19 protein-coding genes are annotated in these 22171 nt (G+C 66.6%); 11 read left to right on the forward strand and 8 right to left on the reverse strand.

What is annotated here, in order from left to right:
* Positions 1-13: 13 nt before the first annotated feature.
* The 7 genes from AC1DZT_RS11685 to AC1DZT_RS11715 are packed head-to-tail and all read right to left on the reverse strand — an operon-like array spanning position 14 to position 6748.
* A complete protein-coding gene (locus AC1DZT_RS11685; RefSeq protein ID WP_478006809.1) occupies positions 14-619 on the reverse strand; it encodes a hypothetical protein in 606 nt (201 codons plus the stop codon).
* The gene (locus AC1DZT_RS11690) at positions 612-1319 is read right to left on the reverse strand and encodes a hypothetical protein (RefSeq protein ID WP_478006810.1); all 708 of its coding nucleotides are present in this window, start codon (positions 1317-1319) and stop codon (positions 612-614) included. The genes AC1DZT_RS11685 and AC1DZT_RS11690 overlap by 8 nt, the downstream gene beginning before the upstream one ends.
* 54 nt (positions 1320-1373) lie before the next feature.
* Positions 1374-2330, reverse strand: a complete 957-nt coding sequence (locus tag AC1DZT_RS11695) for a carbohydrate kinase family protein (RefSeq protein ID WP_478006811.1) — start codon at positions 2328-2330, stop codon at positions 1374-1376.
* Positions 2327-3373 carry an ABC transporter ATP-binding protein gene (locus AC1DZT_RS11700; RefSeq protein WP_478006812.1) on the reverse strand — a complete coding sequence of 349 codons (1047 nt, stop codon included), beginning with the start codon at positions 3371-3373 and terminating at the stop codon, positions 2327-2329. The genes AC1DZT_RS11695 and AC1DZT_RS11700 overlap by 4 nt, the downstream gene beginning before the upstream one ends.
* Positions 3374-3376: 3 nt before the next feature.
* Positions 3377-4240 carry a carbohydrate ABC transporter permease gene (locus tag AC1DZT_RS11705; protein ID WP_478006813.1) on the reverse strand — a complete coding sequence of 288 codons (864 nt, stop codon included), beginning with the start codon at positions 4238-4240 and terminating at the stop codon, positions 3377-3379.
* Positions 4240-5142, reverse strand: a complete 903-nt coding sequence (locus AC1DZT_RS11710) for a carbohydrate ABC transporter permease (RefSeq protein WP_478006814.1) — start codon at positions 5140-5142, stop codon at positions 4240-4242. The genes AC1DZT_RS11705 and AC1DZT_RS11710 overlap by 1 nt, the downstream gene beginning before the upstream one ends.
* 52 nt (positions 5143-5194) lie before the next feature.
* A complete protein-coding gene (locus tag AC1DZT_RS11715) occupies positions 5195-6748 on the reverse strand; it encodes an ABC transporter substrate-binding protein (RefSeq protein ID WP_478006815.1) in 1554 nt (517 codons plus the stop codon).
* Between the two features lie 261 nt (positions 6749-7009).
* Between AC1DZT_RS11715 and AC1DZT_RS11720 the strand changes: the two genes are divergently transcribed.
* The 5 genes from AC1DZT_RS11720 to AC1DZT_RS11740 are packed head-to-tail and all read left to right on the forward strand — an operon-like array spanning position 7010 to position 12670.
* Positions 7010-8329, forward strand: coding sequence for an NAD(P)H-dependent oxidoreductase (locus AC1DZT_RS11720; RefSeq protein WP_478006816.1), 1320 nt, complete (start codon positions 7010-7012; stop codon positions 8327-8329).
* Positions 8330-8331: 2 nt separating this feature from the next.
* On the forward strand, positions 8332-9333 hold the full coding sequence (locus AC1DZT_RS11725; protein ID WP_478006817.1) for a thiamine pyrophosphate-dependent dehydrogenase E1 component subunit alpha: 1002 nt from the start codon (positions 8332-8334) through the stop codon (positions 9331-9333).
* Positions 9334-9336: 3 nt separating this feature from the next.
* Positions 9337-10350, forward strand: a complete 1014-nt coding sequence (locus AC1DZT_RS11730) for an alpha-ketoacid dehydrogenase subunit beta (RefSeq protein WP_478006818.1) — start codon at positions 9337-9339, stop codon at positions 10348-10350.
* Positions 10351-10353: 3 nt separating this feature from the next.
* Positions 10354-11655 (forward strand): acetoin dehydrogenase dihydrolipoyllysine-residue acetyltransferase subunit, encoded by a 1302-nt coding sequence (locus AC1DZT_RS11735; RefSeq protein ID WP_478006819.1) that lies wholly within the window; start codon positions 10354-10356, stop codon positions 11653-11655.
* A 22-nt stretch (positions 11656-11677) separates the two neighbouring features.
* Positions 11678-12670 carry a sugar-binding transcriptional regulator gene (locus AC1DZT_RS11740; RefSeq protein ID WP_478006820.1) on the forward strand — a complete coding sequence of 331 codons (993 nt, stop codon included), beginning with the start codon at positions 11678-11680 and terminating at the stop codon, positions 12668-12670.
* 5 nt (positions 12671-12675) lie between these two features.
* Here AC1DZT_RS11740 and AC1DZT_RS11745 read toward each other — a convergent pair whose 3' ends face one another.
* Positions 12676-14700 (reverse strand): oxidoreductase, encoded by a 2025-nt coding sequence (locus AC1DZT_RS11745; RefSeq protein WP_478006821.1) that lies wholly within the window; start codon positions 14698-14700, stop codon positions 12676-12678.
* Positions 14701-14796: 96 nt separating this feature from the next.
* Here AC1DZT_RS11745 and AC1DZT_RS11750 point away from each other — a divergent pair, with 96 nt between their 5' ends.
* The 6 genes from AC1DZT_RS11750 to AC1DZT_RS11775 are packed head-to-tail and all read left to right on the forward strand — an operon-like array spanning position 14797 to position 22128.
* On the forward strand, positions 14797-16845 hold the full coding sequence (locus AC1DZT_RS11750) for a CocE/NonD family hydrolase (protein ID WP_478006822.1): 2049 nt from the start codon (positions 14797-14799) through the stop codon (positions 16843-16845).
* Between the two features lie 3 nt (positions 16846-16848).
* Complete coding sequence (locus AC1DZT_RS11755) at positions 16849-17799, forward strand: ABC transporter permease (RefSeq protein ID WP_478006823.1); 951 nt, start codon at positions 16849-16851, stop codon at positions 17797-17799.
* Complete coding sequence (locus AC1DZT_RS11760; RefSeq protein WP_478006824.1) at positions 17783-18640, forward strand: ABC transporter permease; 858 nt, start codon at positions 17783-17785, stop codon at positions 18638-18640. Before AC1DZT_RS11755 ends, AC1DZT_RS11760 begins: the two co-directional genes overlap by 17 nt.
* Positions 18637-19599, forward strand: a complete 963-nt coding sequence (locus tag AC1DZT_RS11765; protein ID WP_478006825.1) for an ABC transporter ATP-binding protein — start codon at positions 18637-18639, stop codon at positions 19597-19599. The genes AC1DZT_RS11760 and AC1DZT_RS11765 overlap by 4 nt, the downstream gene beginning before the upstream one ends.
* Positions 19596-20573 carry an oligopeptide/dipeptide ABC transporter ATP-binding protein gene (locus AC1DZT_RS11770; protein WP_478006826.1) on the forward strand — a complete coding sequence of 326 codons (978 nt, stop codon included), beginning with the start codon at positions 19596-19598 and terminating at the stop codon, positions 20571-20573. The genes AC1DZT_RS11765 and AC1DZT_RS11770 overlap by 4 nt, the downstream gene beginning before the upstream one ends.
* A 1-nt stretch (position 20574) precedes the next feature.
* Positions 20575-22128, forward strand: a complete 1554-nt coding sequence (locus AC1DZT_RS11775; protein WP_478006827.1) for an ABC transporter substrate-binding protein — start codon at positions 20575-20577, stop codon at positions 22126-22128.
* Positions 22129-22171 lie beyond the last annotated feature (43 nt).

Raw genomic sequence — 22171 nt, forward strand, 5'->3', positions numbered from 1 at the left:
CCAGCGGCCCGATCTATTCCGGTGCGGCAGGGCTCAGCTCTGCCGCAAGCCGGGCGCGGAAGACATCCGGCATCATCCAGTTCGGCTGGTGGCCGAGCAACGTCTGCAGGAAGCCCACCGAAAAGGCCGCGTCGATCCGGGCGTTTTCCTTGAAAGACCACCAGTGCCGCAGATCGTCGATCGCGGGCGAGACTTCGGGCTTGTCGCGAAACTCCTGCTGAAGCGCTGCGGCGTGGACGGTCAGGCAGAACATCGTGCAGGCATAGCCCTCGGGCCAGAAGGTCGCGGCAGAGCCGGCCTCGGACAGGGTCGGCGGCGACAGAACGGTCAGCGGCATATCCGCCGTCAGCTCGCGCAGCATGAGGCCGGCGGCAAATTCAAAATAGTCGTGGCGGTCCTTGGGGTTGCGCGGTTTCTGCCGCTCGACCGAACGCAGCCAGCGCACGAAGATCCCGGCCAGCTTGGCCTCGTCGATCTTGTAGCTGCAGCCGATCCTTGCGCCGATCGCCTCGACATGGGCCGCAAAGGCGGCGCGGAACCAGCGCATCCGCCGCACGGCGATCCGCAGGGGCTCGTTGGTGGGGGGCAGGCTGCCGGAAAGGGGCGGCAGGTCAGACATGCGAGGCGAACTCGGCATAAAGGGCCGCCAGGGCCTTGCCGTCGCGCAGGCGGAAGGCGGCCTCCGCCTCGGCGGCAAGCGCCACGGCCAGATCGGTGGCCGAGGTGAGGGCGGCCTCATCCTCTGCCTCGCCCCGGTTGGACTGCAGCCAAAGCATCACGGCGAAGATCGCGGTGGTCTGCAGCGAGCTGCCGGGCACATGGGCCGCATCCTCGGCCGAGGCGCCGCGCAGGACCTTGGCCTCGGCCAGGGCAAGCGAGAGGGAGGCGGCGATCTCGGCCTCATTGCCCTGCCGCTGAGCGGGCGACAGCGACAGGAAGGCCGCGCGCGCCGCCGTCTCGCTGACATAGGCCGAAGGCGCGTTCAGCCGCCGCAGGACCGAGCGCAGCGCCGCATAGATGCCTTGCGCGAAACCATCCTCCGCCCCCTGCAGCGCGGTCAGTTTCTGCAGCGATTCCGGCTGCTTGTCCCCCGCACCAAGTGCGATCCGCGCCAGACCCGAGGCGACATCGTTCACGCCTTTCGCAATCTCGCCCACCTCGCGCAGCACGACCCCGGCCAGTTCGGCAGCCGGGCGCGGCAGCGCGTCCAGCGGCATCGCCTCCAGCAGGGTTTCGCCGCCACGCCGCACCGCATGGCGTAGCCCGCGCAGGGCATCGCGCAGCGGCATGACATCGGGGCGCAGGTTCGGGTTCGACATTTTCACTCTCTTCTCGGCCCCTTCAGGATAGACCATCGCGGGCCGGGCGGGAAGCTAGACCTTGGCGCGATGCGGTGTCGTGGCGATGAATTCCCGCGTATGGGCCAGATCGCGCACCCCGGCCTGACTGCCAAGCCCGGTGGCATTCTGCGCCGAGGAGGCCTGCGCCAGTTCGACGCTGTCCTGCGGGCTCAGGCCCAGATGCAGCCCGGTGGCAAAGCCGCCGTTGAAGCAGTCGCCACAACCGCAGGTGCATTTCACCTCGATCTGGAACGAGGGGGTGCGGAACTCGGTCCCGTTCTGGCTGCGGTAGAAGGCGCCGTCGGCGCCGAGCGTCAGGATCACGCAGCCCGCCCCGCGGTCCAGCAGGAACTGCGCCAGATCGCGGTCGGTCTGCAGGCCGGACAGGGCGCGCGCCTCTTCCTCGGAGGGCAGGAAATAGTCGGTATAGGGCAGAAGCTGTTCGACCTTGGGCAGATCGGCGCTGGTCGAGGCGAAGACGTCCAGCGTGGTGATCACCCCGCGGCGCTTGGCCTCGGCCATCACCTCGCGGGTGCGGCCGCTGTCCATCCGGTTCATCAGGCCGACCCCGCCGACATGCAGGATCTTGGTGTCCAGCACCCGGTCGATCTGGGTATCGTCGATGAAGAAGCCGTCGGTGGCGCCGCGTTTGTGCAGGGCAGGGCGCTGGCCATCCGGCCGCGTGGTCACCAGCGAGGAAGAGGTCGTATAGCCCTCGCAGCGCTGCATCAGTTCGGTGTCGATGCCGAACCGGGCCAGCTTCATCAGCACCCAGTCGCCCATGTCGTCATAGCCGACGCCGCCCACGGCCTGGCATTTCAGCCCGTGCTTGGCGGCCACGATCACCGCACTTCCGGCAGCGCCCGAAACGGCAAGGGTCAGCTCCTCGACGAAATAGGTATCGCCCCCGGGCGGGATCTGCGTGACCGGACGGCAGAGCGCATCGAAGGTGATGAAGCCCATCGAGGTGTAATCGAAGCTTGGGCTCATGCCACACCCCGGATGCGCTGACCTTTTTCGTCGAAGAAATAAAGCCGTGCCGGATCAAAGCCGATGCCGATGGCCCGGTCGATGTCAGACCGGAAATCGCGGGCGGCCTTGACCTCGATCTGTTTCGCCCCGGTGGAGACGGTGAGGTAGGTTACATCCCCGGTCGGCTCCACCCCATAGACGAGGCCCTGCACATCGGTCCCGCCGACGCGGCAATCTTCCGGGCGGATGCCAAGGGTGACCTTGCCGGACAGGGCAGGGGGGCAGGCCACCCGCACGCCCTGCGCGGTGAAGATGCCGCCCTCGGCCGTGCCCGTGATCAGGTTCATCGGCGGCGATCCGATGAAGCCTGCCACGAACGTATTGGCCGGATCGGAATAGATCTCGTCCGGGGTGCCGATCTGCTGGATGGCGCCGCGGTCCATGATCACGATGCGGTCGGCCAGCGTCATCGCCTCGATCTGGTCATGGGTCACATAGACCGTCGTCACCTTCAGCTGGCGCTGCAGATGCTTGATCTGCACCCGCATCGAGGCGCGCAGCTTCGCGTCGAGGTTCGACAGCGGTTCATCCATCAAAAAGACCTGCGGCTGGCGCACCACGGCGCGGGCCAGGGCCGCGCGCTGGCGCTGGCCACCCGACAGGGCGCCGGGCTTGCGGTCGAGGTATTCGCCCAGTTCCACCATCTTGGCGGCCTGCCGGATCATCGCATCCTGTTCGCCCTTGGGGATCCCGCGCATCCGCAAAGGAAAGCGGATATTCTCGTAGATCGACATGTTGGGGTAAAGCGCATAGCCCTGAAACACCATGGCCACGTCGCGGTCGCGGGCATCCACGCCATTGACCACTTCCGAACCGATGGTGATTTCGCCCTCGGTCGGCTGTTCCAGCCCGGCGATCATCCGCATCGTCGTGGTCTTGCCACAGCCCGAGGGGCCGAGGAGGACGAGAAACTCCTCATCCTCGATGTTCAGGGACATCTCGCGGACGCCGACAAAGGCGCCGTAGCTTTTCACGATATTGGACAGTTGGATCGAAGCCATGGCTTAACCTTTCACGGCACCCATCGTCAGACCGCGCGACAGGTGCTTCTGGATCAGGACCACCAGGATCAGGATCGGCACGAAGGCGAGGAAAGAGACGAGGGCGATTGCATTGTAGATCACGCCATCCGAGCCGCCGGTGAAGTTGGCAAGCGCCACCGACATCGTATAGGCCTTCTCGGTCGAGGCGATGAGCAGGGTGAAGAGAAACTCGTTGATCGCGAAGATCGCCGCGATCACCGCTGCGGTGATGATGCCGGGCAGGCAGGCGGGGACGATGATCTCCCACAGGATGCGCAGATCGCCGGCGCCATCGGTGCGGGCGGCATCCTCCAGTTCCTTGGGGATATCCAGCATGTAGCTGCGGATGATCCAGGTGACGAGCGACAGGTTGATCGCGGCATAGACCAGCATCAGAGCCCAGACCGTATCCAGCATCCCCATCTTGCGGAACAGAAAGAAGATCGGCACGGCAACGATGGCCGGCGCCATCATCCGGGTGGAAAGGATGTAAAAGCCGATATCCTCGCGCCCCTTGAACTCGTACCGCGACAGGGCAAAGGCCGCCGGGATCGCCAGGGCCAGGTCGATGATCACCGAGCCCGCGACCGAAACCAGCGAGTTGCGCAGGTATTGCGCGATCGGCCAGTCCTCGATCAGCTGGCGCCAGGCGTCCAGCGACAGGGTCGGGAAATAGATCGGATAGGTGCCGATGATCTCGGTCCGGGGGCGGAAGGCGATCGACAGGAACCAGAGCACCGGGGCCAGGCAGACCAGCGCCCAGGACCCCAGCACCAGATAGCGGATCACCATGCTTTCGCCGCGGTTCTTGGGCTTTGCCTTGGCCATCATGTTTGTCTGGGCCATCATTTCTTCCCCGAGTGGAACGCGCGCTTGACCACGGTCTGGGCCACGATGGTCGTCAGGATCAGCATCAGCACCGAGGCGGCCGAGGCATAGCCGAAGTTGAACATCCGGAAACCCTGGCGGTAGATGAAATAGCTCATGGTTTCGGTCGCCCCGCCGGGCGAGCCCTGGGTCATGATATAGACATTGGTGAACATGGTGGTGATGTCGATGCCGCGCAGGGTGACCGCCACCACGATGATCGGGCGCATCATCGGGAGCGAGATGTTCCAGAAGATCGCGGGCCAGCTGGCGCCATCCAGACGGGCGGCCTCCTCGATCTCCTGGTCCTGGCCCTGCAGGGCGGCCACGAAGATGATGAAGAGGAAGGGCGTCCACTGCCAGACATCGGCCACGATCAGCGTCAGCCGCGCCAGCGGGACCGAGCCCAGCCAGTCGATATTGCCCGAGGTGAGGTGCAGCTTCATCAGAAGGTCAGAGATCACCCGCCCGTCGTTGAAGGCCAGCTTCCACAGGAAGGCCACGGCCGATGGCATGAAGAGCATCGGCATCAGGTAGGTGATCCGCCAGCCGCGGATGAAGGGGTCGCGGTAGGCGAAATAGGAAATCGTCAGCGCGATGACGGTTTGTGCTACGAGGGAAATCCCGCCGATGATCGCGGTGTCGCGCAAGGCCTGCCAGAACTCGCGGTCCTGCAGCAGGGTCGTGTAATTGGTCATGCCGGCCCAGTTCCAGGCCTTGAAGGTCACGACGAAGAGGCTTTGGTAGATCGCGAAGATGCCGGGATAAAGCGTGATCGCCAGCAGGTACAGAAGCGCCGGGGCTACCAGCAAATAGGGAAAGGCGGCGCGCAGCCGGGGCGAACGTCGGCGCAAGGGGCGGGTCGGGGCGGCTTTCGCCACCCCTTCCCTGACCGAGCCAGGCCGACCTGCGGGAGCAATGGTCGTCATCTGATCAGAACGGCAGCGGCTTGCCCGCACCGACATAGGTGCCAGCCTTGACGTCGGCATATTTGACCGGCGCCTTGTCCGTGCCGAAGCCGTTCTTGGCCAGGATCGCGGCCCAGGCCTTCTGGCCGTTCTCCAGCGCTTCCTTGCCGGTGATCTGGCCGGTGATCGCGCGGTTGATCTCGTTGCCAAGCGCCTGTTCCATCTCGAACATGCCGGGGATGCGCGGGCTGCACCAGGCGTGATCGAGGCTTTCGGCCCAGACCTTCATCGGCTGCGACACGGCGCGCAGCTTTTCATTGGCCAGGACCGAACGATAGCCCGGCGCCACGCCATTGGCATTGGCCTCGTTCATCGCCATGATCGACGAGGTGGTCAGGAAGGCCAGCATCAGGAAGGCGCCTTCGGGGTTCTGCGCGGTCGAGGTGACACAGGAGGTGGAGCCGGCGATGTTCGGCGGGGCCCAGACGCCGCCCTCGATGCGCGGTTCGTAGATCGTGGTGAAATCGCCGACGATCTTCGACTGGTCCGGCCGCATGGCCTGCGTGCCCGAATCCTGCCAGGAGATGTTGGTGGCCACCTGACCGCCCAGCCAGGCCGCCCGGTTCTCGCCCCAGCTGGCGCCCGAAACCCCCTCGATCGCGTTCTTGGACAGCGCGAGCAGGATATCCATCCCCTTCATCGAGGCATCCGAGGTCAGCTGCGGCTGGAAGTTGTCGTCGAAAAGCTGCATCCCGGCCTGGGCCGCGATATGCTCCCAGGTATAGGTCGCCCAGAAGCCACGCGCGCCCAGCAGGCCGATGCCGGCCACGCCGCCACCCAGCTTGTTGGCCTCGCCCGAAACCCGGATCAGCTCGTCATAGGTCGGGATCGATTTCACGCGGTCCACCGGGCCGCCCAGAACCTTCTCCATCACCGAATTGCGGACATGGACCATCTGGATGTCGCAGTCGAAGGGAATGCCGACCAGCTTGCCGCCGAAATAGCCGTAGTTCAGCCGGTAGGTGTCGTAGAAATCGTCCAGCGGCAGGTTCCACTTGGCGGCATAATCGTCGAGCGGCGCAAGGAAACCCGGGCCCGCGAAATCGCCCAGCCAGGCCGAGAAGAACTGCAGCGCGTCGAAAGAGGCATTGCCCGAGATGAACTCGGCAATCGCCTTGTCGTAGAAGCTGTCATCGGGGATCGGCACCAGCTCGACCTTGATGCCCGACAGCGCCTCGAAGGGTTTCAGCCCCTCGGCGGCCGAGTCGGCATCGGCGGCGCCGATGGCAAAGCGCACGGTCTTGCCGGCCTGTTCGGAGCGGACCTTTTCCCAGTCGACGGTGCGGATCCAGTCTTTCTTGGGGTCCCAGAGCGGGTCGTCGGTCATGTTGTAAAGCTTGCGGTAATCCTCCCGCACATAGCCCGCGACCGAGATCTTATCGAGCACCGACTGGATGTCGGGCAGGTCCGATCCGGCCCGCGCCGGCAGCGCAAGCCCAGCCGGGGCCGCGGCCAGACCAAAGGCCGCACCGGTGCGCAGGAACGACCGGCGCGACAGCCCCTTCATAGATGTGTTCATTCGAAACTCCTCCCATGGCGTCATTGTAAGCTGGCTACCGCGGCGCTGCACCACCTGTCAGGACGCGCTCCTCAGGCGCCGATGAAGGGTTGCAGTTGCGGGGCTGTGAACTTTCATTTCACCATCGCATCATGTGTGCAGGCCATACAGCCTGTCAATCCTGTTTTTTCAGCAGTTATGCCGCGTTGCAGCGTGAACTTCTGATTGACACGAGAGCAAATGTGCATCTAGCTTGCGGCAACAGCTTAGAGGAGAACCGCAATGCCCACCAACGTCGCCCTGACGGGCCTGGCAAGAGACCTGGCCGCGCGTGCCGAAACCGGCAAGCCGGTCCGAATCGGCCTGGTCGGCGCGGGAGAGATGGGCACCGACATCGTCAGCCGCGTCGCCCATATGCGCGGCATCGAAATCGGCGCGATCAGCGAGCTGAACCCGCAGGCCGCCGGACGCTCGGTCACCATCGCCTATGGCGACCCCGACCGCGCCCAGGCCACCGACAGCACCGACGCCCTGAACGCCGCCATCGAATCCGGCCGCATCGCCACCACGCAACGGGTTGAAACCCTGCTTGAATCCGGCCTGATCGACGTGGTGATCGACGCCACCGGCATCCCCGCCGTCGGCGCCGAAATCGGCCTTGCCGCGATGGAGCGCGGCAAGCATCTGGTGATGATGAATGTCGAGGCTGATGTGACGATCGGCGCCTATCTGCGATCCGAGGCCGAACGTCTGGGCGTGATCTATTCGCTCGGCGCCGGGGATGAACCCTCTTCCTGCATGGAGCTGATCGAGTTCGTCTCGGCCATGGGCCACCGGATCATCAGCGCCGGCAAGGGCAAGAACAACCCGCTCAACATCGACGCGACGCCCGACACCTATACGGAGGAAGCCGTCCGCCGCCACATGAACCCGCGGATGCTGGTGGAGTTCGTGGATGGCTCGAAAACCATGGTGGAGATGGCCGCCATCGCCAATGCCACCGGCCTGATCCCCGACAAGCCCGGCATGCACGGCCCGGCCTGTTCGCGCGAGGAGCTGAACAAGGTGCTGGTGCCGGCTTCGGCGGGCGGGGTCCTGTCCTCCTCTGAAGGCCGGGTGGATTATTCGATCGGCAAGGGCGTGGCCCCGGGCGTTTTTGTGGTGGCCGAGATGGACCATCCCCGCATCCGCGAAAGGATGGAGGATCTGAAGATGGGGACCGGCCCCTATTTCACCTTCTTCCGCCCCTATCACCTGACCTCGCTGGAGGTGCCGCTGACCTGCGCCCGCGCCGTGCTTTACGGCAAGGCCGACATGGTGCCGATGCCGCGCCCGGTGGCCGAGGTTTGCGCCGTGGCCAAGAAGGACATGGCCGTGGGCGACACGCTCGACCAGATCGGCGAATATTGCTACCGCGCCTGGATCATGACCGCCCCCGAGGCGCGCGCCGCTGGCGCCATTCCCTGCGGCCTTCTGACCGGGGCCAAGGTCACCGCGCCGATCAAGAAGGGCGATCTGATCACCCGCGCCAATACCGCCGTCCCCGCCAGCTCCAGGATTGCGGTGCTGCGCGCCCGGCAAGATGCGATGCTGGGGCTCTGACCATGGCCGAACCCGCCGACAACCGCCCTTTCGCGATCCGCACCTATGCCCCCGCTGTCCTGCGCGAGGCTTTGAAGCGGATGTATCTGATCCGCCGCTTCGAAGAAGGCGCCGAGGACAGCTACACAAGGGGTCTGATCCACGGCACGATGCACCTGTCGATCGGGCAGGAGGCCTCTGCCATGGCCACCTGCATCGAGCTCACCGACAACGACAAGATCACCTCGACCCATCGCGGCCACGGCCATTGCATCGCCAAGGGGGCCGATGTCGGCCGGATGTTCGCCGAATTCTTCGGCAAGGAGACCGGCTATTGCCACGGCCGCGGCGGCTCGATGCATATTGCCGATGTGAAGACCGGCAACCTTGGCGCCAATGGCATCGTGGGCGGCGGCCTGCCCATTGCCGTGGGTGCGGCCCTGTCGGCCAAGAGGCTGGGCAAGACCGATGTCACCGTGTGCTTCTTCGGCGATGGCGCCAACAACGAAGGCGCCTTCCACGAGGCTTTGAACATGGCCAGCGTCTGGAAGCTGCCGGTGATCTTTGTCTGCGAAAACAACGGCTACGGCATGTCGACCTCCACCGCGCGGTCAACCTCGGTCGCCCGGGTCTCGCAGCGGGCGGCCTCCTATTCGATGCCCGGTGTGACGGTGGATGGCAACGACTTCTCCGCCGTGGCCGAGGCGCTGCACATCGCCATCGCCCGGGCGCGGGCGGGCGAGGGGCCGAGCCTCGTTGAAAACCTGACCTACCGTTGGCGCGGCCATTCGAAATCCGACCGTAACCGCTATCGCAGCAAGGAAGAGATCGAAGACTGGATGACCCGCGATCCGATCGCCCGCTTTCGGGGCGAACTGGTGGCGCATGGCATCCTGAACGAGGCCGATGCCGATGCCGTCGCCGCCGAAGCCGTAGCCGATGTGCAAAGGGGCATCGACTTCGCCAAGGCCAGCGCCGCACCGCAAGTCTCCGAAGTCACCCGCTACGTCTATGCCGAGGTCTGAGCCATGAATGCCGTCCCCCAAGCCGCAGATCTGCGCACCCTCTCCTATGCCGAGGCCATCCGCGAGGCGATGGCCCTTGCGATGGAGGCGGACCCGACCGTGATCCTGATGGGCGAGGATATCGGCGTCTATGGCGGGGCGTTTCAGGTCACGCTGGACCTGGTGGACCGGTTCGGGCCGGATCGGGTGATGGACACGCCGATCTCGGAACTTGGCGGGGCGGGGGTGGCCGTGGGGGCCGCGCTGACCGGTCTGAAGCCGATCTTCGAATTTCAGTTTTCCGATTTCGCCATGCTGGCGATGGAGCAGATCGTCAACCAGGCCGCCAAGCTGCGCTACATGCTCGGGGGCGAGGCCTCGGTTCCGGTGGTCTTCCGCCTGCCCTCCGGCTCGGGCACCGGGGCCGCCGCGCAGCACAGCCAGAGCATCGAGGCCTGGTTCGGCCATGTCCCCGGTCTGAAAGTGCTGCAACCGGCCACGCCAGAGGATGCCAAGGGCATGTTGCTCGCCGCGCTCGCCGACCCCGACCCGGTGATGATCTTTGAACACAAGCTTCTCTACAAGACGCGGGGGCATGTGCCCTCGGGCCATTACCTCACCCCCATCGGCAAGGCCCTGGTGCGGCGCGAGGGGGCGGATCTGACCATCGTCGCCGGGTCCATCATGCTGCACCGCGCGCTGGAGGCTGCCGAAAGGCTTTCCGCCGAAGGCATCAGCGCCGAGGTCATCGACCTGCGCTCGATCCGCCCGATCGACCATCAGACCATCCTCGCCTCGGTCCGCAAGACGGGGCGGCTGATGGTGGTCTATGAGGGCGTGAAAGCCTTTGGCGTCGGCGCCGAGATCAGCGCCATGGTCGCGGAAAGCGATGCCTTCGACTATCTCGACGCGCCGATCCTGCGACTGGGGGCTTCGGACGCGCCGGTGCCCTATAACCCCGACCTCGAACGCGCCTCGGTGCCGCAGATGGAGACGATCGCCGCCGCTGCCCGCCGCCTTGTCCGGCGCGAGGTCTGAGAGATGCCGGTGGAAGTGATCCTGCCCAAGGTCGACATGGACATGTCGCATGGCACCCTGGCCGTCTGGCATGTCGCGGAAGGCGCCTTCGTCAAACAGGGCGCGCCGCTCTTCGACATCGAGACCGACAAGGCCGCGATGGAGGTGGAGGCCCCCGCCAGCGGCTATCTGCACCATGTCTCGGCCCAGCCCGGCGAGAGGGTGGCGGTCGGTACCGTGGTGGCCTGGATCTACGCCGAAGGCGAGGCGGTCGGGCCGAAACCTGCGACCGCGCTGGAAGAAGACCTGCCCGCCGCCGCCCCGGCTATGGCTGCGCCCGCTCCGCTGCCCGTGGCAGAAAGCCCGGCGCCATCCACCCGCCGCGCCACACCCGCCGCCCGCCGCATCGCCCGCGATCATGGGCTCGATCTGACCGGCGTCACCGGCACCGGCCCGAACGGCCGCGTCCAGCGCGACGATGTGACGGCGCTTATCGCCCCCGCGCTGGCAGAGGCGGCACTCCCGGCGGCATCGACCTGGACCCCGGGAACTGGCCCGCTCCATGTCTCGCGCCGTGCGGGGCAGGGCAGGCCGCTGGTCCTGCTCCACGGTTTCACGGCCGACAGCCAGTCGTGGGCGCCCCTGGAAAAGGCCCTCGGCCCGGCGCGGCCCTTGATCCGGATCGACCTGCCCGGCCATGGCAAATCGCCCAAACGGCAGATCCGCAGCTTTCAGGACCTTGCGCGCATGGTGGTCGAGGCTTTCGACGCCGCCACGCGGGATGCGGGGGAGGTCCATCTCCTCGGCCATTCGCTCGGCGCGGCGCTGGCGCTCGCCCTCGCCGATATCCGCGGCCGGAAGGTGGCGAGCCTGGCGCTGATCTCTCCCGCCGGGCTGGGGCCCGAGATCGACGCCGCGGCGCTGAGGGGCATCACCCGCGCCAGCCGGGTCGAAAGCCTCGCCCCCTGGCTGCGCCGCCTGACCGCCACGCCCGACGGCATCAGCGACGACTACGCCCGTGCCGCGATGCGCAGCCGCCAGGACGCGGGCCTGCGCGCCTGCCAGGCCGATATGGCCGAGGCGCTGTTTCCCGATGGCGTCCAGGCCTTCGACCTGCGCGCCGCCCTGCAGAGGCTGACCCTGCCGACGCAGATCCTCTGGGGCAGGCGCGACCATATCCTGCCCTTTGCCCAGGCGATCGCCGCAGAAGGCGAATTCGCGCTTCATCTTCTTTCGGGCGCAGGGCATATTCCCCAGATCGAATGCCCGGACCGGGTTGCGCGGATCGCCCAGCAGTTGATCAGTGCGGTCGAGGTTGCCGGCTGATCATCGGGGCGAAGGACGACGCATGCAGGGGGCCACCCAGACCGCAAATCCTCAGGGCGCGGGCATCCAGAGCGAGGCGGACCGGCTGCGCGCCCGCGCCATCTGGCTCTATCATGTCGAGGGCAGCACCCAGAACGACATCGCCACCCAGCTGGGCATCAGCCGCGTGATGGTGGTGCGGCTTCTGGCCGATGCCCGCCGCCGCAACGAGGTGCGCATCACCATCTCCGCCCCGCTGACCGAGCTTCTGCTGCTCGAGCGCGAGATGGAAACCCGCTTCGGCATCAACCGGGTGATCATCGCGCCCTTCTCTGACCCCGAGGCTGACCCGGTCAAGGTCATCGCCGCCGCCGCCGGCAGCTTCATCTCGGGCGAGATGAAGTCGGGCATGACCGTCGGCGTCGGCTGGGGGCGCACGCTGTTCAACACCCTGCCTTACATCGCCGGGGCCACGCTTGACGATTTCCGCGTCGTCTCGCTGCTCGGCGGCATCGCCGCCGCCCGCCGCTTCAACCCGGCCGAGTTCGCCTGGCAGTTCGCCGAACTGTTCCAGGGCGAGGGCTTCCTCATCCCCGCCCCCGCCGTGGTCGACAGCCCCGAGACCAAGCACGCGCTTCTGGAACGCTGCGGCCTTTCCGCGATTTTCGAGATGGCCGACAAGCTGGACATGGCGCTGCTGTCCTGTGGCGGCATCAGCACGCTGACGACCAGCTACCGCACCGGCTATCTTTCCGAGGCTGACCGCCGTTCGATGATCGAGGCGGGGGCGGTGGGCGACGTGCTTTACAATTTCATCGACGAGAAGGGCGATCTCGTCGACCATGAGGTGAACAACCGGGTGATCTCGGTCAACCTCGCGCGCCTGCGCCGCACGCCCGAACGGGTGCTGATTTCCGGCGGCAAGGACAAGCTGAAGGCCTTGCGGGCGGCGATCCTGACCCTGGCGCCGACGACGCTGATCACCGACGAGCAATCCGCCCTGGCGCTGAACGCCGGTCCCGGCCTGCGCCCCTGAAGCCCTTAGACCGCGGCGCGCAGCGGCGGCTTTTCGCGCGGCAGGACGGGGGTCTGGGTGCCACCAAAGCCGCGGGCAAAGCGGTGCGCGGCATAGACCGCATCGGCGATGGAAGAGGGTTGCAGGCAATCGCCCACCCGCGTCACCGCAAGGCCTGACGCAACCAGCGGCGCGTAAAGATCGTCCACCGGCAGCCGCCCCGTTACCAGGATCAGCGTCCCGCACTCCCGCGTCACCCCCCGCCCGGTATGGGCGCAGGCCAAATGCAGGCTGGCGCCCTCCTGGCCGGTCAGGACGTGGCCGGTCACGATCTCGACCCCGGCGCGCAGCAGGCGAGCCTGGACAAAGCCCTGCTCGTCGGTCATCGCCGTCCAGCTGGAGGCCACGGCATGGGGCGTGACATAGGTGACCGCATGGCCTTGGGCGCGCAGGCGCTCGGCCAGGGCGCCGCCCATGAAGTAATGTTCGTCGTCATAGATCACCACCGGCCCCGCCACCGCGGCACCGGCGAAAATATCGTCCGGCGTCAGGGCCTTGGGCAGGGTCAGCGCCTCGGTCCCCGTAACCCCCACTGCATCGCGGCGCCAGCGTGACCCGGTGGCCAGCACCACATGATCGGCGCCGAAATCGGCGATGTCGGCGGCGGTCATCTCGCTGCCCCTGAAAACCTCGACATTGGGCAATTTGCCGATCATATGCGCCCGCCAGTCGCGCACCCGGATCCAGGTCGACAGGCCGGGCAGGGTGCTTTCGCGCAGGATCCGCCCGCCCAAAGCGCCGCCGCGCTCGGCCAGGGTCACCTCGGCGCCGCGCCGGCCCAAGGCCAGCGCCGCCTCCAGCCCTGATGGGCCTGCCCCCACCACCAGCACCTTGTCGCGACGCGGCAAAAGCGCGATCCGCTCGGGGTGCCAGCCCTGCCGCCATTCCTCGGCAATCGTCGGATTCTGCGTGCAGCGCAGATGCACCGCCTCGTTGTTGGCGGCGCGGCAGATGTTGCAGCCGATGCATTCGCGGATCTCGTCGGCCCGACCCTCGCGGATCTTCTGCGGCAGGAAGGGATCGGCGATCGAGGGCCGCGCCGCGCCAATTAAATCCTGCACCCCGCGTTTGATCTGATCCACCATCGTCTCGGGCGAGGTGAAGCGGCCGACCGAGACCACCGGCTTGCTGGTCAGGCCCTTGACGAAGGCCACATAGGGTTCCTGAAAGCCCTCGGCGCTGAAGCGGGCCGATTTGCTGTCATTGCCAAGGGCGCCGGCCACGTTCACATCCCAAAGGTCGGGCAGTTCGGCCAGCATTTCGACCACCTCGCGCCCCTCGCCCTCGCTGGTGATGCCGCGGGGGCCGTGGAGTTCGTCGACCGCCAGCCGCACCGCCACGGCGCAGGTGTCGCCGACGGCGTCCTTGGTGTCCTCGATCATCTCGCGCAGCAGACGGGCGCGGTTTTCCAAAGACCCGCCATAGGCATCGCCCCGCGTGTTGGACCGGGCCGAGAGGAACTGGAACGGCAGGTAATCATGCCCGGCATAGACATAGACGATGTCGAACCCCGCCTGTTTCGCCCGCAGGGCCGCCGTGCGCTGCCAGCCGCGAAAGGCCTTGATGTCGCTGGCATCCATCGCCCGCGCCGTGGTGGGCAGGTGGAACATCGCCGGCTGGATGTCGGGCGCCAGCCCCGGCTGCCTTGTCATCCGGTTCGAGGCATGGGCCCCGCCATGCCACAGCTCGACCCCGGCGAGGCTGCCGTGGGCATGGATCGCCGCGGCGGTCAGGGCGAGGGCGGGCACATCGCTGTCCTCCCACAGGGTCAGAAAGCCATGCGGGGAATCGTCCGAGGACGGGTGGATCGAGCAATATTCCGTGCAGACCACGCCCCAGCCGCCCTCGGCCTTCACCCCGCGCAGCGCGGCCCCGGCCTGCGGGCGTTGCCAGCCAAGGCCCGTGGCATGCGGGGTCTGGTAAAACCGGTTGGGGGCGGTGACCGGTCCGATCTTCACCGACTCAAAAAGGATCGCGTGGCGAGGGTCCATCAACCACTCCTTGTTGAATATTCATATAACATACATCGGCGCGGAACTTCGTCAATATCCTTAATTTTATGTTGCCAGATGCCTTGAGGTTGTTACATGATCATTCAACAAGAGGGCGACATGACGCGAATCCAGACCGACTTCCCGCATCAGGTTCAGATCATCGAAACCCTTTGGGTGCCGCTGCCCGACGGGACGCGGCTGGCGGCCAAGCTGTGGCTGCCAGAGGCCGCCCTGACCGGGGCGGCGCCTGTGCCGGTGCTTCTGGAATACCTGCCCTACCGGCTGCGCGACGGCACCCGGACCCGCGATCAGGGCCTGCATATGTATGTCGCAGGCCACGGCTATGCCTGCATCCGTCTGGACATCCGCGGCACCGGCGACAGCGACGGCGTGATCACCGGCGAATATACCGAAGCCGAACAGCTGGACGGTGTCGACGCCATCGCCTGGATCGCGGCGCAGCCTTGGTGCGATGGTCAGGTCTCGATGATCGGAATCTCCTGGGGCGGGTTCAACGGCTTGCAGATCGCGGCACGCCAGCCGCCGGCCCTGCGGACGGTGATCACCGTCGGCTCCACCGATGACCGCTATGCCACGGATGTGCATTGGGTCGGCGGTTGCCTGTCCAAGGACAATTTCGACTGGTCCTCGACCATGTTTTCCGCCAATGACCTGCCGCCCGATCCGCAGGTGGTGGGCAGCGCCTGGCGCGCGATGTGGATGGCGCGGATCAAGGCCAACCGGCCCTGGATCCTTGACTGGCTGAGCCATCAGCGCCGGGACGATTTCTGGAAGCAGGGCTCGATCTGCGAGGATTTTTCCGCCATCAAGGTGCCGGTCTATGCGGTCAGCGGCTGGGCCGACAATTATTCTGAAGCGGTGCCGCGCCTGCTGGCCAGGCTGTCCGGTCCGCGTCTGGGGTTGGTCGGCCCCTGGGCGCATTCCTATCCGCATGAGGTGGCGGTCGAACCCGCCATCGGCTGGCTGCAAGAACTGGTGCGCTGGCTGGATCATTGGACCAAGGGCATCGACACCGGGATGATGGATCAGCCGATCTACCGGGTCTGGATGCAGGATCATGTGCCGCCGCGGACCTGCTATCTGGACCGTCCGGGCCGCTGGGTGGCCGAGGACGCCTGGCCCTCGCCCCGCATCAGGCCCGAACGCCTGCCCCTCGGCGCGCAAGGGGTCTTGGGCGGCGCAGGGCAGGGCAGGGCGCAGATCTGCGCGCCGCTCTGGGTCGGGCTGACGGCGGGCGAGGTCGGGCGTTATGGCAATGACGCCGACTGGCCCCCCGATCAGCGCGAGGATGACGGCGGCTCGCTGGTCTTCGTCTCTGCCCCGCTGGAGGAGAGGAAGGAGATCCTCGGCGCGCCGCAGCTGCACCTGCGCTTTTCCTGCGACAAGCCGCAGGCCCTGGTTGCCGTGCGGCTGAACGATGTGGCGCCGGATGGCCGCTCCACCCGGGTCACGGTCGGGCTGTTGAACCTGACCCACCGCGACAGCCACGCGGAGCCTAAGGCCCTGATCCCCGGCAAGGTCTATGACGCCACCGTCGATCTCGATGACATCGCCCATGCTTTCCCGCCCGGCCACCGCATCGCGGTGTCGCTGTCGACCAGCTATTACCCGATCGCCTGGCCCTCGCCCGAGCTTGCCACCCTGACCCTGCATCTGGGCGACAGCGGGCTGGACCTGCCGGTGCGCCCGCCCCGTGCGGCGGATGCCGACCTGCCCGCCTTCGGCCCCGCCACCCGCGCCCCGCATACGCCCTGCACCTATCACCCGGCGGAAAACCCGCCGCAGCGCCGGGTGATCCGCGATCTCTTGTCGGGCAGGATGACGGTCGAATTCCCGCGCTACAATTACACCCGGACCCTGCCGGATATCGGCCAGATCCAGACCTCCTCTGGCATGGTCAGCCATGAGATCACCGAGGGCGATCCCCTCTCGGCGGTGACGCGGACCGAGTTCCGCGCCATCATGCAGTTTCCCGAGGCCACGATCCACCACCACTCCACCGGGCGGCTGTCCTGCACGGCCACGCATTTCCGCGTCGAGATGGCGGTGCAGATCCACGAGGGCGCCGAGCTGATCTTCGAGCGCGCCTGGGATGAGGAGATCGCCCGTGACATGGTGTAGCCGATGCTGACCTATGCGATCAAACGCGTGGCGCTGGCGGTGCTGATCCTTTTTGTCGTCATGCTGGCGATGTATGGCATGGTCTTTCTGGTGCCCGGCGACCCGGCCAGCGTGGCGCTTGGCCCGCGCGCCACCCCGGCGCTGAAGGCGATGCTGACGGCGCGGATGGGGCTGGATCAGCCGGTGGCGGTGCAGGTCTGGCGGTTCTTTTCCAGTGCGGCGCGGGGCGATCTGGGGGTCGATGTCTGGTCGAAACGCCCGGTGCTGGACCAGATCCTGGAGGCTTTTCCGCAGACCCTGCTGCTGGGATCGGTCGCCCTGGGCTGGGCGCTGGTGCTGGGCGTCACCTTGGGCGTTCTGGCGGTGGTCTATCGCGGCACGCTGATCGACCGCATCCTCGGCCTTTTGTCGGTCAGCTTCATCTCGGTGCCGTCCTTCGTCGTCTCGATCTACCTTCTTCTGATCTTCGCGGTCTGGCTGCAATGGCTGCCCGCCATCGGCGCTGGCAAGGCGGGGGACCCGGTCTCGCAGGCGGCCGCGCTGATCCTGCCGGCGCTTGCCATCGGGATCGGCTGGGTCGGCTATCTGGCCCGCATGGTGCGCGCCTCGATGCTGGAGATCATGGGCGCCAACCACATCCGCACCGCCCGTGCCTTCGGCCTGCCCGAGCGGCGCATCGTCACCCGCTATGCCCTGCGGCTGGCCATCGTGCCGACGCTGTCGGTGATCGCGGTGGGGCTGGGCGGCATCCTGTCCAGCGCGGTCTTTGTCGAGACGGTGTTTTCACGCCCCGGCATCGGCACGCTGATCACCGGAGCGGTGTTCAAGCGCAACTACCCGGTCGTCATGGGCACGGTGCTGTTCACCACGGCCTTCTATCTCCTGGTGATCACCGCCGCCGACCTGTTGATCGCCCGTCTGGACCCGAGGGTGCGCGATGCGCTGGCCCGCTGACACAAGGGCGCTTAGCGCGCTGATCCGCGATCCGATGGGCCTGATGGGGCTGATCCTGGTGACGCTTTTCGTCGTCATGGCCCTGGCCGCACCACTTCTGGCGCCCTATGATCCCCTGGCGCTGGACGTGCGGGCCAAGTTGCAGGCGCCAAGCCTGCTGCACTGGCTGGGCACCGATCAGCTGGGCCGCGATACGCTGTCGCGGATCATCTATGGCGCACGCACCGCGCTCAGCATTGCCATGACGGCGATCGGGCTTGCCGGCAGCCTTGGCGTGCTTCTGGGGCTGATCGCGGGCTATGGGCCGCGCTGGCTGGATGCGGGGCTGGTCCTGATCCTTGATGCGCTGAACTCGCTGCCGATGATGATGTTCGCGCTGGCGATCATCACGGTTTTGGGGCCGGGCACCGCCACGCTGATCCTGGTCGTGGTGCTGGTCTCGATCCCCGGCTATGCAAGGCTGATCCGGGCGCAGACCCTGGCCCTGCGCAGCGCCGATTTCATCCTGGCCGAGCAGGCCATCGGCGCCGGCGCGCCCCGCATCCTGCTGCATCACCTGCTGCCCAATGTCTTTGGCCCGCTTTGCATCGTGCTGTCGATGGATATTCCCGTGGTGATCATGCTGGAGGCGGGGCTCAGCTACCTCAACCTCGGGGTCAAGCCGCCGACGCCGTCCTGGGGCAATATCCTCTACGACGGCTACAGCGCCATCCGCCTGTCCAGCACGCTGGTCATTGCCGCAGGCGCGCCGCTGGTTCTGGCGACTTTGGGCTTCACCTTCCTGGGCGAGGGCCTGCGCGATGCGCTTGACCCCCGACTGACCACCGCGAGGCCGCGATGACCCCTTTGCTGGAGATCGACGCCCTCGACATCGCCTACCGGACCGAAGGTGGCACCCTTTCCGCCTTGCGCGGGGCCAGCCTTGTCGCCCATGCCGGCGAGGTCATCGGCATCGTCGGCGAAAGCGGTTGCGGCAAATCCACCCTGGCCTCGGCGGTGATCAACCTTCTGCCGCAGAATGCCGAGGTGACCCACGGCGCCCTGCGCTACAAGGGGCAGGATATCCTGACCCTGCCGCCCGAGGCGCAGCGCGCCCTGCGCGGGTCCGAGATCGCGATGATCTTCCAGGACCCGATGACCGCCTTCAACCCGGTGCTGACCCTGGGCGCGCAGCTGGTGGATTTCCAGCACGCCGCCCCCGTTTCCCGCGCCGAAAAGATGGCCCGCGCCCGCGCCCTGCTGGCCCGGGTCGGGATGGCTGACCCCGACCTGATCCTGCGCCGCTATCCGCATCAGCTGTCGGGGGGCATGCGCCAAAGGGTGGCCATCGCCGCGGCCCTGCTGATGAACCCGACGGTGCTTGTGGCGGACGAGCCGACCACCGCGCTGGATGTGACGATGGAGGGCCAGATCATCCACCTGCTGCGCGATCTGCGGCGGGAGTATCAGGGTGCCATTCTGGTCATCACCCATCATCTTGGCGTGGTGGCCGAACTGTGTGACCGGGTCTATGTGATGTATGCGGGCCAGGTGGTCGAAGAGGCGCTGGTCGACGACCTCTTCCACGCCCCGCGCCACCCCTATACCAAGGCGCTTCTGGCCTGCGACCCCGGCCATTTTGCCAGCGCGACCCCGGTCCTGCCCACCATCCCCGGCCGCCTGCCCGACCTGCGCCAGCCGCCCGAAGGATGCAGCTTTGCCCCGCGCTGCCCGCTGGCGGCTGCCGTCTGTGCGGCGCCTGTGCCGCGGGTGCGGATTTCGGCCACGCAAAGCGTCCTTTGTCACAAGGCGCAGCCATGACCCTGCTGTCCGTGCAAGACCTTGGGCTGGATCTGGCGCTGGCGGGCGGACTTCTGGGCCTGCTCCCCGGGTCTGCCCGCCGGCTGGAGATTTTCGGCGATGTCTCCTTCACGGTCGAGGCGGGCGAAAGCCTTGGGTTGGTGGGGGAATCCGGCTCGGGCAAGACCAGCCTCGCGCGGGCGCTTCTGGGCCTGACGCCGGCCACCCGGGGGGCGATCCGGTTTGATGGAAAGCCCCGCGTCAGCAAGGCCGATTTCGCGGGCCTGCGTCGGGATACCGCGATGATGTTTCAGGACGCCATCGCCTCGCTTTCGCCGCGGATGACGGTGGGGGCGCTTCTGGCCGAACCCTTGCGCATCCACCGTGCGCCCGTGCCCGACATGGGTGCCAAGGTGGCGCAGATGCTGGACCTTGTCGGCCTGCCCGCCGATTACGCCCGCCGCTACCCGCATGAGCTGTCCGGCGGTCAGGCCCGCCGTGTCGGCGTGGCCCGCGCCTTGGTCCTGAACCCGAAGCTGGTGATCGCCGATGAGCCGACGGCGGGGCTGGATGTCTCGGTCCAGGGCGAGATCCTGAACCTGATGACGGACCTCAAGACAAGGCTGGGCCTCAGCTATCTGATCATCAGCCACAACCTTGCCATGCTGCGCCATGTCTCGGACCGGATCGCGGTGATGTATCTCGGCCGCCTGGTCGAGATCGGGCCGACCCGCGCCACCTTTGCCACCCCCCTGCATCCCTATTCCAAAAGCCTCATCGCCTCGGAACCCCTGCCGGACCCGCGCCGGCGCCGGGCCGATCTGGCGATCAGGGGAGAGATCCCGAGCCTGCTGAACCGCCCCAAAGCCTGCGTTTTCCAAAGCCGCTGCCCGCAGGTGCAACCGATCTGCCGCAGCCAGACCCCCACCTTGCGCGAAGTCAGCCCGCAGCGTTTCGTGCGCTGCCACTTCGCCCCCATCCCAGAGGAGCCCTGAAATGACCCAATGGCGCACCGACCGTCGCGGCTTTCTTCACGCGGCCGGCCTTGCCCTCGCCGGCCTGACCCTGCCCGCCAAATTCGCCTGGGCGTCCGAGGGCGATACCCTGCGCATCCGCGTCTTGGCGGATTTCCAGTGCCTCGACCCCAAAGGCATCATCGGCGAGCTGGACGAGATCATCCCGCGCTGCACGCAGGTGGCGCTGGTCCGTCTGGGCGACATGCGCGATGGCAACAAGTGGCAGCCCTGGGGGGCCGAGAAGATCGCGTGGATCGAGCCCACCAAGATCGCCTTTACCCTGCGCGAGGGGCTGGTCTGGTCGAACGGCTTTGGCCCCGTCACGGCGGAGGACGTGAAATTCTCGTTCGAGCGGATCGCGGGCAGCGATTCCGCCTGGGCCTATCAGTTCGAAAAGCTGGATCATGTCGAGGTCACGGATGCCCGCTCTGGCATCATCCACCTGAAAGAGGCCTTCGCCCCCTTCATGGTGATCGCGCTGCCCTATTACGGCGGCAACATCATCTGCAAGGCCGCGACCGAAAAGGCCGGCGGCAGCTATACCACCACGGCGCCGGCGGAATGCGGCCCCTACCGCTTTGCCGCCTGGGAGCAGAACCAGAAGATCACCCTCACCGCCAGCCCGGACTGGACCGGGCCGAAGCCGGCCTTTGCAACGGTGGAGTTCTATATCGTCGGCGACGACCAATCCGCCCAGCTGGCCTTTGAGGCCGATGCCTTCGATTTCACCAAGCTGGCGGTCAGCGCCACCAAACAGGTGAAGGCCAATATGCCGGAAGGCGCCACGCTCATCCAGGCGCAATCCGCCCGCTATGCCTGGCTGACCATCAACATGAACGCCGAACCCTTGAAGGATCTGCGGGTGCGTCAGGCGATCCAATATGCCTATGACAGCGATGCCGTGCTGATCGGCGCCTATGACGGGCTGGCGGTGCGCTCCACCGGGGTGGTGCCGCCGACCGGGCCCTATGCGCGGGCCAGCAACCTGATCCCGACCCGCGATGTTGCCAAGGCCAAGGCGCTGCTTGCCGAGGCCGGGGTCTCTGACCTGACGCTCAAACTGGTGGCCCTGACCGACGGCACCACGCAAGCCATCGCCCAGATCTTCCAGGCCAGCATGGCCGAGGCCGGCATCACCATCGAGATCGAGCCGACCGAGGACGCCGCCTATTGGGCCGCCGGCGACAAGACGGCGGGCGATGGCTACAAATCGCTGGAACTGGCGCTGATGAACTTTGCCGGCGGCATCGACCCGACCGAGAACCTCGTCTGGTTCCGCCCCGATCAGATCGGCATCTACAACTGGTCCTTCTTCGACAGCCCGGAGTACGAGGCGCTGTACCAACAGGGCCTGACCGAACAGGACGAGGCCAAGCGCAAGGCGATCTTCAACAAGATGGAGGATCTGATGGAAGGCTCGGGCGGGTTCATCTTTATCTGTTTCGAGCCCTATATCGCCATCCACCACAGCACCATAAAGCCGGTGATCCTTGCCGATGGCCACCCCGACCCGGTGATGTTCGCCAAGGCTTGATTGCCGCGCCGCCACGGGTGACACAGCTGGGCCGGGTCTGCGG

Source organism: Rhodobacter sp. P1_C2 (assembly GCF_056406375.1).

What these genes read in the sequence shown, in the direction of transcription:
- AC1DZT_RS11735 (WP_478006819.1), top strand. Translation starts at nt 10,354, where the DNA reads ATGCCGGTGGAAGTGATCCTGCCCAAGGTCGACATGGACATGTCGCAT.
- AC1DZT_RS11695 (WP_478006811.1), bottom strand. Translation starts at nt 2,330, where the DNA reads ATGAGCCCAAGCTTCGATTACACCTCGATGGGCTTCATCACCTTCGAT.
- AC1DZT_RS11770 (WP_478006826.1), top strand. Translation starts at nt 19,596, where the DNA reads ATGACCCTGCTGTCCGTGCAAGACCTTGGGCTGGATCTGGCGCTGGCG.
- AC1DZT_RS11700 (WP_478006812.1), bottom strand. Translation starts at nt 3,373, where the DNA reads ATGGCTTCGATCCAACTGTCCAATATCGTGAAAAGCTACGGCGCCTTT.
- AC1DZT_RS11715 (WP_478006815.1), bottom strand. Translation starts at nt 6,748, where the DNA reads ATGAACACATCTATGAAGGGGCTGTCGCGCCGGTCGTTCCTGCGCACC.
- AC1DZT_RS11690 (WP_478006810.1), bottom strand. Translation starts at nt 1,319, where the DNA reads ATGTCGAACCCGAACCTGCGCCCCGATGTCATGCCGCTGCGCGATGCC.
- AC1DZT_RS11760 (WP_478006824.1), top strand. Translation starts at nt 17,783, where the DNA reads ATGCGCTGGCCCGCTGACACAAGGGCGCTTAGCGCGCTGATCCGCGAT.
- AC1DZT_RS11730 (WP_478006818.1), top strand. Translation starts at nt 9,337, where the DNA reads ATGAATGCCGTCCCCCAAGCCGCAGATCTGCGCACCCTCTCCTATGCC.
- AC1DZT_RS11725 (WP_478006817.1), top strand. Translation starts at nt 8,332, where the DNA reads ATGGCCGAACCCGCCGACAACCGCCCTTTCGCGATCCGCACCTATGCC.
- AC1DZT_RS11755 (WP_478006823.1), top strand. Translation starts at nt 16,849, where the DNA reads ATGCTGACCTATGCGATCAAACGCGTGGCGCTGGCGGTGCTGATCCTT.
- AC1DZT_RS11720 (WP_478006816.1), top strand. Translation starts at nt 7,010, where the DNA reads ATGCCCACCAACGTCGCCCTGACGGGCCTGGCAAGAGACCTGGCCGCG.
- AC1DZT_RS11745 (WP_478006821.1), bottom strand. Translation starts at nt 14,700, where the DNA reads ATGGACCCTCGCCACGCGATCCTTTTTGAGTCGGTGAAGATCGGACCG.
- AC1DZT_RS11765 (WP_478006825.1), top strand. Translation starts at nt 18,637, where the DNA reads ATGACCCCTTTGCTGGAGATCGACGCCCTCGACATCGCCTACCGGACC.
- AC1DZT_RS11705 (WP_478006813.1), bottom strand. Translation starts at nt 4,240, where the DNA reads ATGGCCCAGACAAACATGATGGCCAAGGCAAAGCCCAAGAACCGCGGC.
- AC1DZT_RS11750 (WP_478006822.1), top strand. Translation starts at nt 14,797, where the DNA reads ATGATCATTCAACAAGAGGGCGACATGACGCGAATCCAGACCGACTTC.
- AC1DZT_RS11685 (WP_478006809.1), bottom strand. Translation starts at nt 619, where the DNA reads ATGTCTGACCTGCCGCCCCTTTCCGGCAGCCTGCCCCCCACCAACGAG.
- AC1DZT_RS11740 (WP_478006820.1), top strand. Translation starts at nt 11,678, where the DNA reads ATGCAGGGGGCCACCCAGACCGCAAATCCTCAGGGCGCGGGCATCCAG.
- AC1DZT_RS11775 (WP_478006827.1), top strand. Translation starts at nt 20,575, where the DNA reads ATGACCCAATGGCGCACCGACCGTCGCGGCTTTCTTCACGCGGCCGGC.